The organism is Agromyces excoecariae, assembly GCF_051715505.1.
Taxonomy (GTDB): Bacteria; Actinomycetota; Actinomycetes; order Actinomycetales; family Microbacteriaceae; genus Agromyces.
Genome location: NZ_JBPSLA010000014.1, coordinates 43165 through 58606 on the forward strand (window position 1 = coordinate 43165; position 15442 = coordinate 58606).

At 70.2% G+C, this 15442-nt stretch carries 12 protein-coding genes; 9 read left to right on the forward strand and 3 right to left on the reverse strand.

Going from position 1 to position 15442, the window contains the following annotated elements; translation table 11 throughout:
• Positions 1-4 precede the first annotated feature (4 nt).
• The 3 genes from ACSJD1_RS13615 to ACSJD1_RS13625 all read left to right on the forward strand — a co-directional run bounded on the left by ACSJD1_RS13615 (position 5) and on the right by ACSJD1_RS13625 (position 1859).
• Positions 5-505, forward strand: coding sequence for an FHA domain-containing protein (locus tag ACSJD1_RS13615; RefSeq protein ID WP_438855829.1), 501 nt, complete (start codon positions 5-7; stop codon positions 503-505).
• Positions 502-1194: a transcriptional regulator FtsR gene (gene ftsR / locus ACSJD1_RS13620; RefSeq protein WP_438855830.1), complete on the forward strand. Its 693-nt coding sequence runs from the start codon at positions 502-504 to the stop codon at positions 1192-1194. The genes ACSJD1_RS13615 and ftsR overlap by 4 nt, the downstream gene beginning before the upstream one ends.
• 110 nt (positions 1195-1304) lie before the next feature.
• Positions 1305-1859 (forward strand): MerR family transcriptional regulator, encoded by a 555-nt coding sequence (locus ACSJD1_RS13625; RefSeq protein ID WP_438855831.1) that lies wholly within the window; start codon positions 1305-1307, stop codon positions 1857-1859.
• A 95-nt stretch (positions 1860-1954) separates the two neighbouring features.
• On the opposite strand, the gene ACSJD1_RS13630 is transcribed toward ACSJD1_RS13625, so the two are convergent.
• A complete protein-coding gene (locus ACSJD1_RS13630) occupies positions 1955-2797 on the reverse strand; it encodes a ParA family protein (protein ID WP_438855832.1) in 843 nt (280 codons plus the stop codon).
• Between the two features lie 78 nt (positions 2798-2875).
• Here ACSJD1_RS13630 and ACSJD1_RS13635 point away from each other — a divergent pair, with 78 nt between their 5' ends.
• The 3 genes from ACSJD1_RS13635 to def are packed head-to-tail and all read left to right on the forward strand — an operon-like array spanning position 2876 to position 8184.
• Positions 2876-6280 carry a pyruvate carboxylase gene (locus ACSJD1_RS13635; RefSeq protein ID WP_438856038.1) on the forward strand — a complete coding sequence of 1135 codons (3405 nt, stop codon included), beginning with the start codon at positions 2876-2878 and terminating at the stop codon, positions 6278-6280.
• Positions 6281-6317: 37 nt separating this feature from the next.
• Positions 6318-7679: a MinD/ParA family ATP-binding protein gene (locus ACSJD1_RS13640; RefSeq protein WP_438855833.1), complete on the forward strand. Its 1362-nt coding sequence runs from the start codon at positions 6318-6320 to the stop codon at positions 7677-7679.
• Between the two features lie 13 nt (positions 7680-7692).
• On the forward strand, positions 7693-8184 hold the full coding sequence (gene def / locus ACSJD1_RS13645; protein ID WP_438855834.1) for a peptide deformylase: 492 nt from the start codon (positions 7693-7695) through the stop codon (positions 8182-8184).
• 96 nt (positions 8185-8280) lie between these two features.
• Here def and ACSJD1_RS13650 read toward each other — a convergent pair whose 3' ends face one another.
• Positions 8281-10116 (reverse strand): AMP-dependent synthetase/ligase, encoded by a 1836-nt coding sequence (locus ACSJD1_RS13650; RefSeq protein ID WP_438855835.1) that lies wholly within the window; start codon positions 10114-10116, stop codon positions 8281-8283.
• Between the two features lie 141 nt (positions 10117-10257).
• On the opposite strand from ACSJD1_RS13650, the gene ACSJD1_RS13655 reads away from it, so the two are divergent.
• The 3 genes from ACSJD1_RS13655 to ACSJD1_RS13665 all read left to right on the forward strand — a co-directional run bounded on the left by ACSJD1_RS13655 (position 10258) and on the right by ACSJD1_RS13665 (position 13422).
• Entirely contained in the window at positions 10258-11205 is a 948-nt protein-coding gene (locus tag ACSJD1_RS13655) for an ROK family glucokinase (protein WP_438855836.1), read from the forward strand.
• 50 nt (positions 11206-11255) lie between these two features.
• Complete coding sequence (locus tag ACSJD1_RS13660; protein WP_438855837.1) at positions 11256-11951, forward strand: lysophospholipid acyltransferase family protein; 696 nt, start codon at positions 11256-11258, stop codon at positions 11949-11951.
• 142 nt (positions 11952-12093) lie between these two features.
• Positions 12094-13422 carry a class II 3-deoxy-7-phosphoheptulonate synthase gene (locus ACSJD1_RS13665; RefSeq protein ID WP_438855838.1) on the forward strand — a complete coding sequence of 443 codons (1329 nt, stop codon included), beginning with the start codon at positions 12094-12096 and terminating at the stop codon, positions 13420-13422.
• Between the two features lie 72 nt (positions 13423-13494).
• On the opposite strand, the gene pknB is transcribed toward ACSJD1_RS13665, so the two are convergent.
• Entirely contained in the window at positions 13495-15366 is a 1872-nt protein-coding gene (pknB, locus tag ACSJD1_RS13670; RefSeq protein ID WP_438856039.1) for a Stk1 family PASTA domain-containing Ser/Thr kinase, read from the reverse strand.
• Positions 15367-15442: the final 76 nt, after the last annotated feature.

Here is a 15442-nt window from a genome sequence, read left to right on the forward strand (position 1 = left end):
CGACATGACCCAGACCGGCGCGAACGGCGAGGAGCGCGAGCCGGCGGCTGAGACGTCGGCGCATCGCGTCGACCAGCCGAACGACACGACGATGGGGTTCAGCCGCGAGGCTGCGGCGCAATTGAGCGCACTCGACGCCGACGTGAGCGCGGCCGAGCAGGAGGCGATCGCGGCATTGCCGTCGGCGTCCGCGTTGCTCATCGTGCGCCGCGGTCCGAACGTCGGCGCCCGGTTTCTCCTCGACACCGAGGTGACCTCGGTCGGCCGGCACCCCGACGCCGACATCTTCCTCGACGACGTCACGGTCTCACGGAAGCACGCCGAGTTCGTGCGCCACGGCACCGCGTTCGAAGTCCGCGACCTCAACTCGCTGAACGGCACCTACTTCGACGGCATCCGGATCGAGACGGCGCTGCTCAGCGACGGCGCCGAGGTCCAGATCGGCAAGTACCGCCTCACGTTCTACGCATCACGACACGACCTCGCCCCGACGGGCACCGGGTGAGCGAGGGCGCCGCGGCGCGGCGTCCGGCTCACGCCCCGCCGCTGCTCGGCATCGGCCAGGTCCTGGCGAAGCTCCAACCGGAGTTCCCGGAACTGACGCCGTCGAAGCTGCGCTTCCTCGAGGAACAGGGCCTGGTGGCGCCTGCGCGCACTGCGGCGGGATACCGCAAGTTCTCGCCCTCCGACATCGAGCGGATCACGGTCGTGCTCTCGATGCAGCGCGACCACTACCTGCCGTTGAAGGTCATCAGGGCCCACCTGGACGAGATCGACGCGGGCCGCACCCCCGCGTTGCCGGGTGTCGTCGATGCGGCGGCGTTCCGTGCGACGGCGACCCGGTACTCCCGTGAGGAGCTGCTTCGTGCCGCCGGTGCGGGCGCGGCGTTGCTCGATGAGGCCATCGGCGCCTCGCTCATCCGTCCCGCAGAGGTCTACGGCACGGAGACGCGGGACCTGCTGGCCGCGTTGGCGGCGTTGCGCGCCAGCGGGATCGAGCCGCGTCACCTTCGCGGGCTGAGGGCGTCGGTGGAGCGCCAGGTCGAGCTCGTCGAGCGCGCGATCGCCCCCGAGCGGCGTTCGGACCCGGCCGGTCGGGCCCGGAGTGCCGAGCGCGCCAGGGAACTGGGCGATCGGCTCGCCGTCGTGCACGCCGCAGTGCTTCGCGACACGCTCGACCGCCACGCGCACTGACCGGACGACACGCCGTGACGTTCGGCCCGATGTCCTCGACTCCGGTGGTCGGCGTGGGTAGCGTTGAGTCCGCGCCGCCGCGGCGACGACGAGAGTAGAGGGGCGATCGGATGAGCGAGCTCGATCGGAGCGAACGAACACGCTACGACCTCGGACTGCTCTTCACCGACGGCCTTCCGGAGCACGACGACGCTGCCGGGTATCGCGGGGCGGTCGCCGCCCGGGCCGCGGGCATCAGCTACCGTCAGCTCGACTACTGGGCTCGCACGCAGTTGGTCGAACCCACCGTGCGCGGCGCAGCGGGCTCAGGTTCCCAGCGGTTGTACGGCTTCCGCGACATCCTCGTGCTCAAGCTGGTGAAGCGACTGCTCGACACGGGGATCTCGCTGCAGCAGATCCGGGTCGCCGTGACCCAGCTGCGCGAGGCGGGAATCGACGACCTCGCCCAGACGACCCTCATGAGCGACGGCGCGAGCGTCTACCTGTGCACCTCTGACGATGAGGTCATCGACCTCGTGAACCGTGGGCAGGGCGTGTTCGGCATCGCGGTCGGCAAGGTGCTGCGGGAGGTCGAATCGACGCTCGTGGAACTCGATACGCAGTCGTCCGACCACGTCGACGAACTCGCCGCGCGCCGGGCGCGCGCATCACGCCGGATCTCCTGAGAAGCGACCCGTTCAACGCGCGACGCACCCGCTCCCGAGTCCTCGACGGAGTCCCTCGAGCTGCGCATGACGCCATGTGACGTCGCCTGCGAGGCTCAGCGCTTCGGCGCGTCGAGCTCCATCTGCGCGGCGCCGGCGGGACCGTAGTCGCCGATCCGAGCCGCGCGCAGCACGCGCTCGAGCAGCTGGTCGAAGTGGCTCGACATCTCCTCCGCGCTCTCGCCCGGCCACATGTGCAGCGGCTTGGCCGCGCCCTGCGCCTGCTGCAGCGAGGTGCGCTCGGGCAGCTGCGGGCTGAGGACGAGCGGGCCGAACATGTCGCGCAGCTCCTTGATGCGGAACTGGTGCTCGAGCGACTGCACTCGCGCCCGGTTCACGATGATGCCGAGCGGCTGCAGCCGCGGTGAGAGCCCGCGCCGGATCTCCTCGATGGCGCGGAGCGCGCGATCGGCCGCCGCGACGGAGAACAGGCCCGGCTCGGTCACCACCGCGACGCGGTCGCTCGCAGCCCAGGCGGTGCGGGTCAGCGCGTTCAGCGACGGCGCGCAGTCGATGAGGACCAGCTCGTAGTCGGACTCGACGTTGGCGAGCGCCTCCTCGAGCTTCCAGATGTCGCGGATCGACGGGTGCGGTCCGTCGTAGTTGATCGCAGACGGACTCCCGATCATCACGTCGATGGTCGACTGCGGGTTGGACCTCGTCCACCCGCTCGGAGCGATCGCCGAGCGGACGATCTTCTCCTTCGGCGATGCCAGGACGTCGGCGACGTTGAGATGACCGGACACCTGGATGTCCATCCCCGTCGAGACGTCGGACTGCGGGTCCAGGTCGACCACCAGTGTTCGCACGCCTCGCGCGAAGGCAGCCGACGCCAGCCCGAGGGTGACGGTGGTCTTGCCGACCCCGCCCTTCAGTGAACTGACCGAGAGAACGTGCACGAGCGAATACGTTACCGTTACTCGCAGAGCGATACCTAAATGTTCGCTGAGCGGAAGACCCCCATCGGAAAGGCCTGCATGTTCTCGAAGATCCTGGTCGCCAATCGCGGTGAGATCGCCATCCGCGCGTTCCGAGCCGCCGTCGAGCTCGGTGCGAAGACCGTCGCCGTCTTTCCCTATGAAGACCGCAACTCGCTCCACCGGCTGAAGGCCGACGAGGCGTACCAGATCGGCGAGCAGGGGCATCCGGTTCGCGCCTACCTCGACGTGTCGGAGATCATCCGCGTCGCGAAGGAATCCGGGGCCGACGCGATCTACCCGGGCTACGGCTTCCTGTCGGAGAACCCCGAGCTGGCGCAGGCCGCGGCCGACGCCGGCATCACCTTCATCGGGCCGCCCACGCGCGTGCTCGAGATGGCGGGCAACAAGGTGACCGCGAAGCAGCAGGCGATCGCCGCGGGCGTCCCGGTGCTGAAGTCGACCGAACCGTCGACGGACGTCGAGGCGCTCCTGGCCCAGGCCGACGACATCGGCTTCCCCATCTTCGCGAAGGCCGTCGCCGGCGGCGGCGGCCGCGGCATGCGCCGGGTGGACCGCAAGGAGGACCTGCGCCGTTCCCTCGAGGAGGCGATGCGCGAGGCCGACAGCGCCTTCGGCGACCCGACCATGTTCCTCGAGCAGGCCGTCCTCCGTCCCCGTCACATCGAGGTGCAGGTGCTGGCGGATGCCACCGGCGAGACCGTGCACCTCTTCGAGCGCGACTGCTCGGTCCAGCGGCGCCACCAGAAGGTCGTCGAGATCGCACCGGCGCCGAACCTGTCCGACGACATCCGCCAGGCGCTCTACCGCGATGCGGTCGCGTTCGCCAAGTCGATCGGGTACGTCAACGCCGGGACGGTCGAGTTCCTGCTCGACACCGCGGGAGATCGAGCGGGGCAGCACGTCTTCATCGAGATGAACCCGCGTATCCAGGTGGAGCACACCGTGACCGAGGAGGTCACCGATGTCGACCTCGTCGTCGCGCAGATGCGCATCGCGGCGGGGGAGCGGCTCGAGGACCTCGGCCTGACGCAGGATCGCATCCACCTGCGCGGCGCGGCCCTGCAGTGCCGCATCACGACGGAGGACCCGACCGCGAACTTCCGCCCTGACACGGGGAAGATCACGACCTACCGCTCGCCCGGCGGCGCGGGCATCCGACTCGACGGCGGCACTGTGAACCCGGGTGCGCAGATCAGCCCGCACTTCGACTCGATGCTCGCCAAGCTCATCTGCCGCGGGCGCGACTACCAGCAGGCGGTCACGCGCACGAAGCGCGCCCTCGCAGAGTTCCGGATCCGCGGCGTGTCCACCAACATCCCGTTCCTGCAGGCGGTCATGGACGACCCGCACTTCATGAGCGGCGACCTCAGCACCTCATTCATCGACGAGCGGCCTCAGCTCGTCCGCGGGCGCGTCTCGAAGGACCGTGGGACGAAGATCCTGAACTGGCTGGCCGATGTCACGGTGAACCAGCCGAACGGCGCCGCCCCGACGGCCGTCTCACCGGCCGAGAAGCTGCCCGAGATCGACCTGTCGGCGCCGGCACCCGCCGGCTCGCGTCAGCGACTGCTCGAGCTCGGACCGACGGGGTTCGCGGCGGCGCTCCGCGCCCAGACGCCGCTCGCCGTCACCGAGACGACCTTCCGCGACGCCCACCAGTCGCTCCTCGCCACGCGCGTCCGCACGAAGGACCTGGTCGCAGTCGCGCCGTACGTCGCTCGCATGACACCGCAGCTGCTGTCGGTCGAGGCCTGGGGCGGTGCGACGTACGACGTCGCCCTGCGCTTCCTCGGCGAGGACCCGTGGGAGCGGCTCGCCGCGCTGCGCGAGGCACTGCCGAACATCAACATCCAGATGCTCCTGCGAGGGCGCAACACCGTCGGTTACACGCCGTACCCGACCGAGGTCACGGACGCGTTCGTCCAGGAGGCGGCGGCGACGGGCGTCGACATCTTCCGCATCTTCGACGCGCTGAACGACATCGCCCAGATGCGCCCGGCGATCGAGGCCGTCCTCGCGGCCGGCACCCCGATCGCCGAGGTCGCGCTCTGCTACACCGGCGACCTGCTCGACCCGGCCGAGGACCTCTACACGCTCGACTACTACCTCCGCCTCGCCGACGAGATCGTCGACGCCGGGGCCCACGTGCTCGCGATCAAGGACATGGCCGGCCTGCTCCGCCCGGCCGCGGCCGAGAAGCTCGTCGCGGCGCTCCGCGAGCGGTTCGACCTGCCGGTGCACCTGCACACGCACGACACCGCGGGCGGTCAGCTCGCGACGCTGCTGGCGGCCAGTCGCGCCGGCGTGGATGCGGTCGACGTCGCAAGCGCGCCGATGGCGGGCACCACCAGCCAGCCCTCGGCGTCCGCACTCGTCGCCGCACTCGCACACACCGACCGCGACACCGGGATCGCGCTCGACGCGGTGTCCGACCTCGAGCCGTACTGGGAGGCCGTGCGGCGGATCTACCGTCCGTTCGAGTCGGGCCTGCCCGGACCCACCGGTCGCGTCTACCACCACGAGATCCCCGGCGGCCAGCTGTCGAACCTCCGCCAGCAGGCGATCGCCCTGGGACTCGCCGACGACTTCGAGCTCATCGAGGACATGTACGCCGCGGCCAACGAGATCCTCGGTCGGGTGCCGAAGGTGACGCCATCTTCGAAGGTCGTCGGCGATCTCGCGCTGCACCTCGCGGCGGTCAAGGCCGACCCGGCGGACTTCGCCGAGAACCCCGAGAAGTACGACGTGCCCGACTCGGTCATCGGCTTCATGGCCGGCGAGCTCGGCGACCTGCCGGGTGGATGGCCCGAGCCGTTCCGCACGAAGGTCCTCGCGGGCCGCGACGTCCGCATCGGCGTCACCGAGCTGACCCACGCGCAGCGTCGCGGGCTCTCCGAGCCCGGGGTAGAACGGCAGGCACTGCTCAACTCGCTGCTGTTCCCGGCACCGACGCGCCAGTTCGAGCAGATCCGGGAGCTGTTCGGCGACCTCTCCGTCATCGACACGGCGGACTACCTCTACGGACTCCGGCCCGGCTCGGAGCACGTCGTCGAGATCGACCGTGGCGTCCGACTCTACGCGGGCCTCGAGGCCATCGGCGAGGCCGACGACAAGGGCATGCGCACCGTCATGACGATCCTGAACGGCCAGCTCCGGCCGGTGTTCGTGCGTTACCGCAGCATCACCGTCGAGTCGCGGGCCGCTGAGAAGGCGGATGCCTCGCAGCCGGGTCACATCGCGGCGCCGTTCTCCGGCGTGGTGACCCTGCAGGTCGAGGCCGGTGCCGAGATCGAGGCGGGCCAGGCCGTGGCATCCATCGAGGCGATGAAGATGGAGGCCGCGATCACGTCGCCCGTCGCCGGGGTCGTCGAGCGGGTCGCCATCCCGAAGACCCAGCAGGTGGAGGCGGGTGATCTGCTCGTCGTCGTGCGCCCGGGTTAGACTCGGGACTGTTCCGCACTGATGAGGAGGGGAATCGGTGGCAGAGCACGATGACGATCCGACCCGCGGCACCCGCCGGCCAGTCTCCCGCACCACCGCCGACCGCGCACGGTCGAGCGGGGCGCATGCCGCAGACGAGGTCGACGTCCGCGTCGACCTCCCGCCGGCGCCGGCTCGGGTCATGCCCGACGACGAGGTCGCCGTGGCCATCGACGATGTCGCGGTCGACCCCGGCGACCTGACCGCGGTCACGACCGGTACCACCTCCGTCGACGTGGTGCCCGCCCTGGCTGGCGCCGCGTACCGTTCGGCCGGGCGGCACGACGCGTCGCCGTACGGAGCGCTCCTCGCCGCCGACGGTGCACGGCTTCGTCGTGAGCGGGTGACGACCGACACTAGCTCGCATGTGGCGATCGTCGCGGACGGCGAGTCGGCGGTCGTGCCCGCCGAGATGCCCGAGACCGCCGAGTCGCTGACGGCGGATCGCCTGATCGACGTCAACCGAACGACGCGACCCGCCCCCCACGGCGGCATGAACCGCCTCCTCTACGAAGCGACCTTCCACCTCGTCAACCTCGGGGACTCGGCGAAGGTCCGGGCGCACAAGGAGATGAGCGAGCGCATCCGCCGTCGATTCGAGGGTGGGGCGCGCTTCGTCCCGGTCCTGACGCGCAAGGGCGGTGTCGGCAAGACGACGGTGACGGCGTTGCTCGGCATGGCCCTCGCCGATGCGCGCGACGACCGGATCATCGCGATCGACGCGAACCCCGACCGGGGGACGCTCGCAGAGCGGGTCGATCGGCAGACGCGGGAGACGGTGCGCGACGTCGTGGCGAAGGCGTCCTCGATCGGCGGCTACACCGATTTCTCGCGGTTCGTCTCGCGCGATGGGACACGGCTCGACATCCTCGCCTCCGACACCGATCCGACGCTCTCCGAGGCGTTCGACGACAACGACTACAACGTCGTCGCCGGACTCGCGGCACGCTATTACTCGCTCGTGCTCACCGACTGCGGCACGGGGATCGTCCACTCGGTGATGCGCGCGACGCTGCAGCGCGCGGACTCCATCGTGATCGTCTCGGGCGGCAGCGTCGACGAGGCGCGCCTGGCCAGCGAGACGCTCACCTGGCTCGAGGCGAACGGGTACGGCGAGCTCGTCCGCAACGCCGTCGTCGCGATCAACCTGGCCACGCAGGGCACGCATCTCGTCAAGGTCGACGAGATCGAGGCCCATTTCCAGTCTCGAGTGCGCGAGATCGTGCGGATCCCGTACGACCCGCAGCTCGCAGCGGGGTCGGTGGTGAACTGGAGCGACCTTCGTCCGGTGACCCAGCACTCGGCCCGCGAACTCGCCGCCCTCGTGGTGGAAGGCCTGCCCGTCGAACGCGGGCACTGAACACGGAGCACCATTGCCGGAACGTCCGATTCGCCTGTTCGGCGACCCTGTCCTGAAGACCGTCTCGAGCCCCGTCGACCTCGTCGACGACCGCGTGCGATCCCTCGTCGAAGACCTCGTCGACAGCGTCCGGCTGCCCGGGCGCGCCGGCGTCGCGGCACCCCAGATCGGCGTGAACCTGCGGGTGTTCAGCTACAACGTCGACGGGGAGGTCGGGTACATCATCAACCCGGTCCTCGTCGAGGTCGAGGGCGACCCCGAGCTCGTGGACGAGGGCTGCCTCTCGGTCCCCGGACTCTGGCACAAGACGCCGCGGCATCCGTTCGCCCGCGTTCGCGGCATCGACCTGGACGGCAACGAGATCGAACTCGCCGGGGAGGGCCTCATGGCGCAGGCGCTCCAGCACGAGACCGACCACCTCGACGGAGTGCTCTACCTCGACCGACTCCAGAAGGACGAACGCCGGGCGGCGATGCGCGCCGTGCGCGAATCCGACTGGTTCTGACCCGCGCGCGCCGGCCGCACGTCACCTTCGATGCACTGGTGACCGACGACGGATGCCCCGCGGCGCGGGCCGCGGGGCATCCGGTCGACGCTTGGTTCAGCTGATGATCGAGTGTCCCTCGGTCGCGGGAGCGCCCGAGTAGAGCCCCTCGATCTCCGCCGAGAAGTCGTCGAGGATGACGTTCCGCTTGATGCTCATCTTCGGCGTCAGGTGACCGCTGTCCTCGGTGAACTCGATCGGCAGGATCGCGAACTTGCGGATCGACTCGGCACGCGAGACGTTCTCGTTCGCGGCGTCGATCGCGCGCTGCACCTCGGCGAGCACCGCCGGGTTGGTCGCAGCCTCGTCGACGCTCATCCCGGCGTCCTCGCCATGGTTGTTCAGCCAGACGGGGAGCATCTCGGGGTCGAGCGTGACGAGCGCGGAGATGAACGGCTTCTGGTCGCCGACGACGACGACCTGCCCCACCAGCGGGTTCGCGCGGATCGGGTCCTCGAGCGCCGCGGGGGCGACGTTCTTGCCACCGGCCGTGACGATGATCTCCTTCTTCCGGCCCGTGATCGTGAGGAAGCCGTCGGCGTCGAACTCGCCGATGTCACCGGTCTTGAACCACTCGCCGTCGAAGGTCGCCGCCGTCGCCTCGGGGTTCTTCCAGTACTCCTTGAAGACGTTGACGCCCTTGACCTGGATCTCGCCGTCGTCTGCGAGCCGCACTGCGACACCGGGGAGTGCCGGGCCGACGGTGCCGATCTTGGACCTGTGGGCGAGGTTCACGGTCGCGGGCGCGGTGGTCTCGGTGAGGCCGTAGCCCTCGAGGATCGTGATGCCGAGCGCGTGGTTGAAGTGGCCGAGCCGGGGGCCGAGCGGCGCGGACCCGGAGACCGCGTACTTGACGTTGCCGCCCATCGCCGCCCGCAGCTTGGAGTAGACGAGGCGATCGAACAGCGCGAACCTGAGCTTGAGGCCGAGCGGGATCTTGCCGCCCGCCTCCTTCGCCGTGGAGTACGCGACCGCGGTCTCGGCGGCGGCGTGGAAGATCTTTCCCTTGCCGCCGGCCTCTGCCTTCTGCTCGGACACGTTGTAGACCTTCTCGAACACCCGCGGGACGGCGAGGAGGAAGGTCGGCTTGAAGCTGGCGAGCGAGGGCAGGAGCTGCTTGGTGTCGGGCTGGTGGCCGACGCGGACGCCTGCATGCACGCAGAGCACCGAGATGAACCGGGCGAAGATGTGCGCCGTGGTGATGAAGAGCAGGGTCGAGGCGCCGTTGGGGTCGAGCACGACCTCATCGAGGGCCACCGCCGAGTTGCGGCAGAGCTCGACGAAGTTCGCGTGCGTGAGGACGCAGCCCTTGGGCTTGCCGGTCGAACCCGACGTGTAGATGAGCGTGGCGATGTCGGAGCCGACCGCGAGGTTACGGCGTCGCTCGATCTCGTCGTCGGGGACCTCGGTGCCGGAGGCGGCGAGCTTGTCGAGGTCGCCGAGGTCGATCTGCCAGACGTTGCGGATGCCCGGGAGGTCGGGGTGCACCTCGTCGAACCGGGCGAAGTGGTCGGCCGTCTCGAGGATGACGGCGATCGCACCGGAGTCGCTGAGGTTCCAGCGGACCTGGGCGGGAGAGCTCGTCTCGTACACGGGGACGAGGATGGCGCCCGCGAACCATGCGGCGAAGTCGATGAGGGTCCACTCGTACCGGGTCTTGCTCATGAGCCCGATCTTGTCGCCGGGCTGGATGCCCGCTGCGACGAGGCCCTTCGCGAGTCGGACGACCTGTTCGTGGAACTCGCGGGTCGTGACCGGGCTCCACCCGCCGCCGGCGGTCGGCAGGGAGAAGAGCACCGAATCGGGCGTCGCCTTGACCCGTTCGACCAGCAGGTCTGTGGTGTTCGCGTCGGGGTCGGCGGGGACCAGGGGCGCGGTGGTGAACTCGATCACGGTAGCTCCTTCGGCACCGGGAGGGTCGCACGGGTACGGGGTCGCACGACCACGGCAGTGGGGTTGACTACACTCTAGTCGGTGCGGCGCCGGCCGGACCGGCTCCTCATACCCACCCACCCCAGGCGAAAGGCGTTCGACGTGCACGCGATCGGCATCGACATCGGCGGCACCAAGATCGCGGGCGCCGTGGTCGACGAGCTCGGAGTCATCGTCCGCTCGGCCAGGGTGCCGACGCCCGTGGACACCGCCGCCCTCGAGGATTCGGTCGTCGCGATGATCGGCGAGCTCGCCGGTGGCGAACGCATCGACGCGGTCGGCGTCGCCGCCGCGGGCTTCATCGACGCCGCGCAGTCGACCGTCTACTACGCGCCGAACATCGACTGGCGCAACGAGCCGTTCCGGGAGAAGCTCGAGGCGCGCGTCGGCGGCAACGTCGTGGTCGAGAACGACGCGAACGCCGCAGGCTGGGCCGAGTTCCGCTTCGGTGCCGGCCGGATGGTCAGCGACATGGTCATGCTGACGATCGGCACGGGCGTCGGCGGCGCGATCGTGGCTGGCGATCGACTGTTCCGAGGCGGGTTCGGGGCGGGCGCCGAGCTCGGGCACCTGCGACTCGTCCCGAACGGCGTGGCCTGCGGGTGCGGCCAGCACGGGTGCCTCGAGCAGTACGGCTCCGGTCGGGCCCTCCTGCGGATGGCGAACGAGATCGCCGACGCCGGTGGGATCGGCCAGAATCTCGCTCGCGCACGGGAGCAGCACGGCGCGCTCGACGGCACGATCGTGGGCGGCCTCATCGCGGTGGAGGATCCCGGCGCGGTCGCCGCACTCCGCCAGCTCGGACGGTGGCTCGGCGAAGCGTCGGCGAGCCTGTCGGCGGTGCTCGACCCGCAGCGCTTCGTCTTCGGCGGCGGCGTCGCAGTCGCGGGAGAGCTGCTGCTGGCGCCCATCCGCGAGGCCTACCTCGAGCACCTCCCTGCGCGTGGCTACCACCCCGAGCCCGACTTCGTGATCGCCGAGCTGGTCAACGACGCCGGCGTCGTCGGCGCGGCCGACCTCGCGCGCGTCTGGGTCGAGGAGCACGCCTGACGCCAGCGGCGCTAGGCTTGCCGGGCAGCGGGACGAGACGGAGGACCAGGGTGTTCTACTGGATCATGAAGCACATCGTGGTGGGGCCGCTGCTCCTCTCGATCTTCCGCCCGTGGGTCGTCGGACTCGAACGGGTCCCCAAGGAGGGCCCCGTCATCCTCGCCTCCAACCACCTCTCGTTCATCGACTCGATCTTCCTGCCGCTCGTTGTCGACCGCCCGGTCGTCTTCCTCGCCAAGAGCGAGTACTTCACCGGCAAGGGGCTCAAGGGCTGGGCGACGCGGGTGTTCTTCCAGGCCGCGGGTCAGCTGCCCATCGACCGCTCCGGCGGCAAGGCCTCCGAGGCCTCCCTCAACACGGGCCTGCGCGTCCTCGGCGAGGGACGGATCCTCGGCATCTACCCCGAGGGCACCCGCAGTCCCGACGGCAAGCTCTACCGCGGGCGCACGGGCGTCGCTCGCATGGTGCTCGAGGCCGGCGTCCCCGTCGTCCCGGTGGCGATGATCGGAACGGCCGAGATCATGCCGATCGGCACGCGACTGCCGAAGGTGCGGCGGGTGGGCATCGTCTTCGGCGAGCCGCTCGACTTCTCGCGTTTCCACGGCATGGAGGGCGACCGCTTCGTGCTCCGCTCGGTCACCGACGAGCTCGTGTACGACCTGCGGAGCCTCAGCGACCAGGAGTACGTCGACGTCTACGCGAGCACGCTCCGCGAGCAGCGCGCCGCCCAGAGCTCGCCGAGGTAACGAGCCGCCGCCCCACGGTAGGCTGGAGTCACGGCGTCGCGACGTGCGGCGCCGGTCTCGTTTCCGCGCCGTGTGCGCCCGAACCCCTCAGGACACTCCAGTGGTACAGCTCGTCGAGCCGGTCGTGAATGCAGATCCCTCCGTGATTGCCGGCCTCGACTATTGGCGCACGCTCCCCATCAAGCAGCAGCCCGGTTGGCCCGATGCGGAGGCCGCGCACGCGGCATCCGCCGAACTGGCCACCCTCCCGCCGCTCGTCTTCGCCGGTGAGGTCGACATGCTCCGCGACCGTCTCGCCGCCGCGGCACGAGGCGAGGCGTTCCTCCTCCAGGGCGGCGACTGTGCCGAGACCTTCGCCGGTGCCACGGCCGACCAGATCCGCAACCGGGTGAAGACCGTCCTGCAGATGGCGGTCGTGCTCACCTACGGCGCATCGATGCCCGTGGTCAAGATGGGGCGGATGGCCGGGCAGTTCGCCAAGCCCCGCTCGAGCGACACCGAGACGCGCGGCGGCATCACGCTGCCCGCCTACCGCGGCGACATCGTCAACGGGTACGACTTCACGCCCGAGTCGCGCGCGGCCGATCCGTCGCGGCTGCTGCAGGGCTACCACATGGCGGCCTCGACGCTGAACCTCATCCGTGCCTTCACGCAGGGCGGCTTCGCCGACCTGCGCCAGGTGCACGCCTGGAACCAGGGCTTCGCGGCGAACCCGGCCAACGTCCGGTACGAGAAGCTCGCCCGTGAGATCGATCGCGCCGTGAAGTTCATGGACGCCTGCGGCGCCGACTTCGACGAGCTCCGTCGCACCGAGTTCTACACGGGCCACGAGGGCCTGCTCATGGACTACGAGCGCCCGATGACGCGCATCGACTCGCGCACGGGTACGCCGTACAACACGTCCGCGCACTTCATCTGGATCGGCGAGCGCACGCGCGAGCTCGACGGCGCGCACGTCGACTTCCTCTCGCGCGTCCGGAACCCGATCGGCGTGAAGCTCGGCCCGTCGACGACGCCCGAGGTCATGCTCGAGCTCGTCGAGAAGCTCGATCCGAACCGCGAACCCGGCCGCCTCACGTTCATCACCCGCATGGGGGCGGGCAAGATCCGCGACTCGCTGCCGCCGCTCCTCGATGCGATCAAGCGGAGCGACGCCAACCCGCTGTGGGTGACCGACCCGATGCACGGAAACGGCATCACGACGCCCACGGGCTACAAGACGCGTCGGTTCGACGACGTCGTCGACGAGGTCAAGGGCTTCTTCGAGGCGCACCGTGCCGCGGGCACGCACCCCGGCGGCATCCACGTCGAGCTCACCGGCGACGACGTCACCGAGTGCCTCGGCGGTTCCGAGCACATCGACGAGGACACGTTGGCGACGCGGTACGAGTCGCTCTGCGACCCGCGACTGAACCACATGCAGTCGCTCGAGCTCGCCTTCCTCGTGGCCGAGGAACTCGCCGCGCGCTGAGCGCCGGCGCCGTCCGACGGGCGGTCGTGGCAGACGGATGCCGCGGCCGCCCGTCGGCGTCTGCCAGGCGGACTACGGCTGGAAGTTGACGGTCACCTCGGACCCGCGTGCGACCGACGTGCCCGCGGCCGGGTCCTGTACGGATGCCACGACCGCGCCCTCGAGGAATCCGGGCACGTTCGAGGCCACCGTGAAGCCGGCCTCCTCGAGCTGCGCGCGTGCCTCCGCGACGGTCTGGCCGGTGACGACGTTCGGGACCTCCACGAGGTCGGGGCCCTTCGACAGGGTGAGGCGCACCACGTCGCCGGGGTTCATCGGATCGTCGAGCCACTCCGCCGTGATGACCACGTCGACGGCCACGTCGTTCGAGAACACCGCGTCCGCGAACTCGACGGTGAGCCCGGCGCCCTCGAGGCGCGACTGCGCGTCGCCGACGGCGAGCCCCTCGACCGGGGGCACGGGGCCGACGGACACGACGAGCGAGAGCGCGCCGAGCTCCGCGTACTCCGCGCCGACGGGCGCGCCGTCGGCGTCGAGCACCGCGAGGACGAGGCCCGATTCGACGTCGGCCGAGAACTGCTTCGCGCTCTCTCCGGCGACGGTGAAGTCGGCGAGCAGCCCCCGAGCGGCGTCCTCGGGCTGCCCGATGACGTCGGGAACCGCGAGGATCTGCGGGCCGGTGGACACGAACATCCTCACGGTGGACCCCCGGCGTGCCAGGTCGCCCGCCGGTGGGTCGGTGCCGATGACCTGTCCGACCGGCACGACGGGGTCGTTCCGCTCGGCGGGTTCGACGGCGAAGCCCGCATCCTCCAGCGCCTGCGTGGCGTTCTGGGGGAGCATGGCCGCGGTGTCGGGAACGCTCGCGAGGGCACCCGGGCCGGCGCCGAAGTACCATCCGGTGCCGACCGAGAGACCGGTCAGCAGCAGCACGAGGGCGAGGATCCAATAGCCCCGGTTCCGGCGTCGCGCCGCGGTCCGTTCGAGCACGGCCGCGTCGTCGTCATCGTCGCCCGTCGCGATCGCCGTGCCGACCGACGTGATCACGCGCGTCTCGGCCGTGGGCGCATCGGTGCCGCGCCCGATGACGAGGGTGTCGTGCATCGCCGTGTGCTGCACGGTCGGGCGGAGCGCCGGCTCGATCTCGCGCAGGCGGTCGAGCATGATGCGGGCATCCGCCGGTCGCTGGTCGGGGTCGCGCGAGGTCGCCCAGAGCACGATCGCATCGAGCTCGGGCGGCACCGACGGCGCACGGGTGCTCGGCGCGGGCACCGACTCGTTGGCGTGCTGGTACGCGATCTGCATCGGTGCCTCGCCGACGTAGGGCTGCTCGCCCGTCAGCATCTCGTACGCCATGATGCCGAGCGCGTAGATGTCGCTCCGAGCGTCGGCGACGCCGCGTGTCACGAGTTCGGGGGAGAGGTAGGCGATGGTCCCGAGCAGCGCCTGCCCGGTCGCGGTGTTCGCGCTCGCGGCGCGGGCCAGGCCGAAGTCGCCGAGCTTGATGCGGCCGTCATCGGCCAGCAGCACGTTCTCGGGCTTCAGGTCGCGATGCACGATGCCGGCCTTGTGCGCCGCGGCGAGCCCGGAGAGCACGGCGTCGAGGATGTCGACGGTCTGCTCGGGCGTGAGCCGCTTGTAGTCCTTCAGCAGGTCGCGCAGCGTGATGCCGGGCAGGTACTCCATGACGAGGTACGCCATGTCGGCGTCCTGTCCCTGGTCGAACACGTTGACCACGTTCGGATGCGCGAGGCGGGCGGCCGAGCGCGCCTCCTGCACGAAACGCGTCTTGAACGTGTTGTCGTCGGCCAGGTGGCCGTGCATGATCTTGATCGCGACCCGACGCTCGAGGCGGAGGTCGGTGGCCAGGTAGACGGTCGCCATTCCGCCCCGCGCGATGCGCGAGCGCACCTGATACCGGCCGTCGACGAGACGGCCGATCATCGGGTCGGCGGGCGGCGCGGTGGTCACCGTACGAGTGTACGAAGTGGCATATGCCGTTCGGTGAACAAACGCCGGG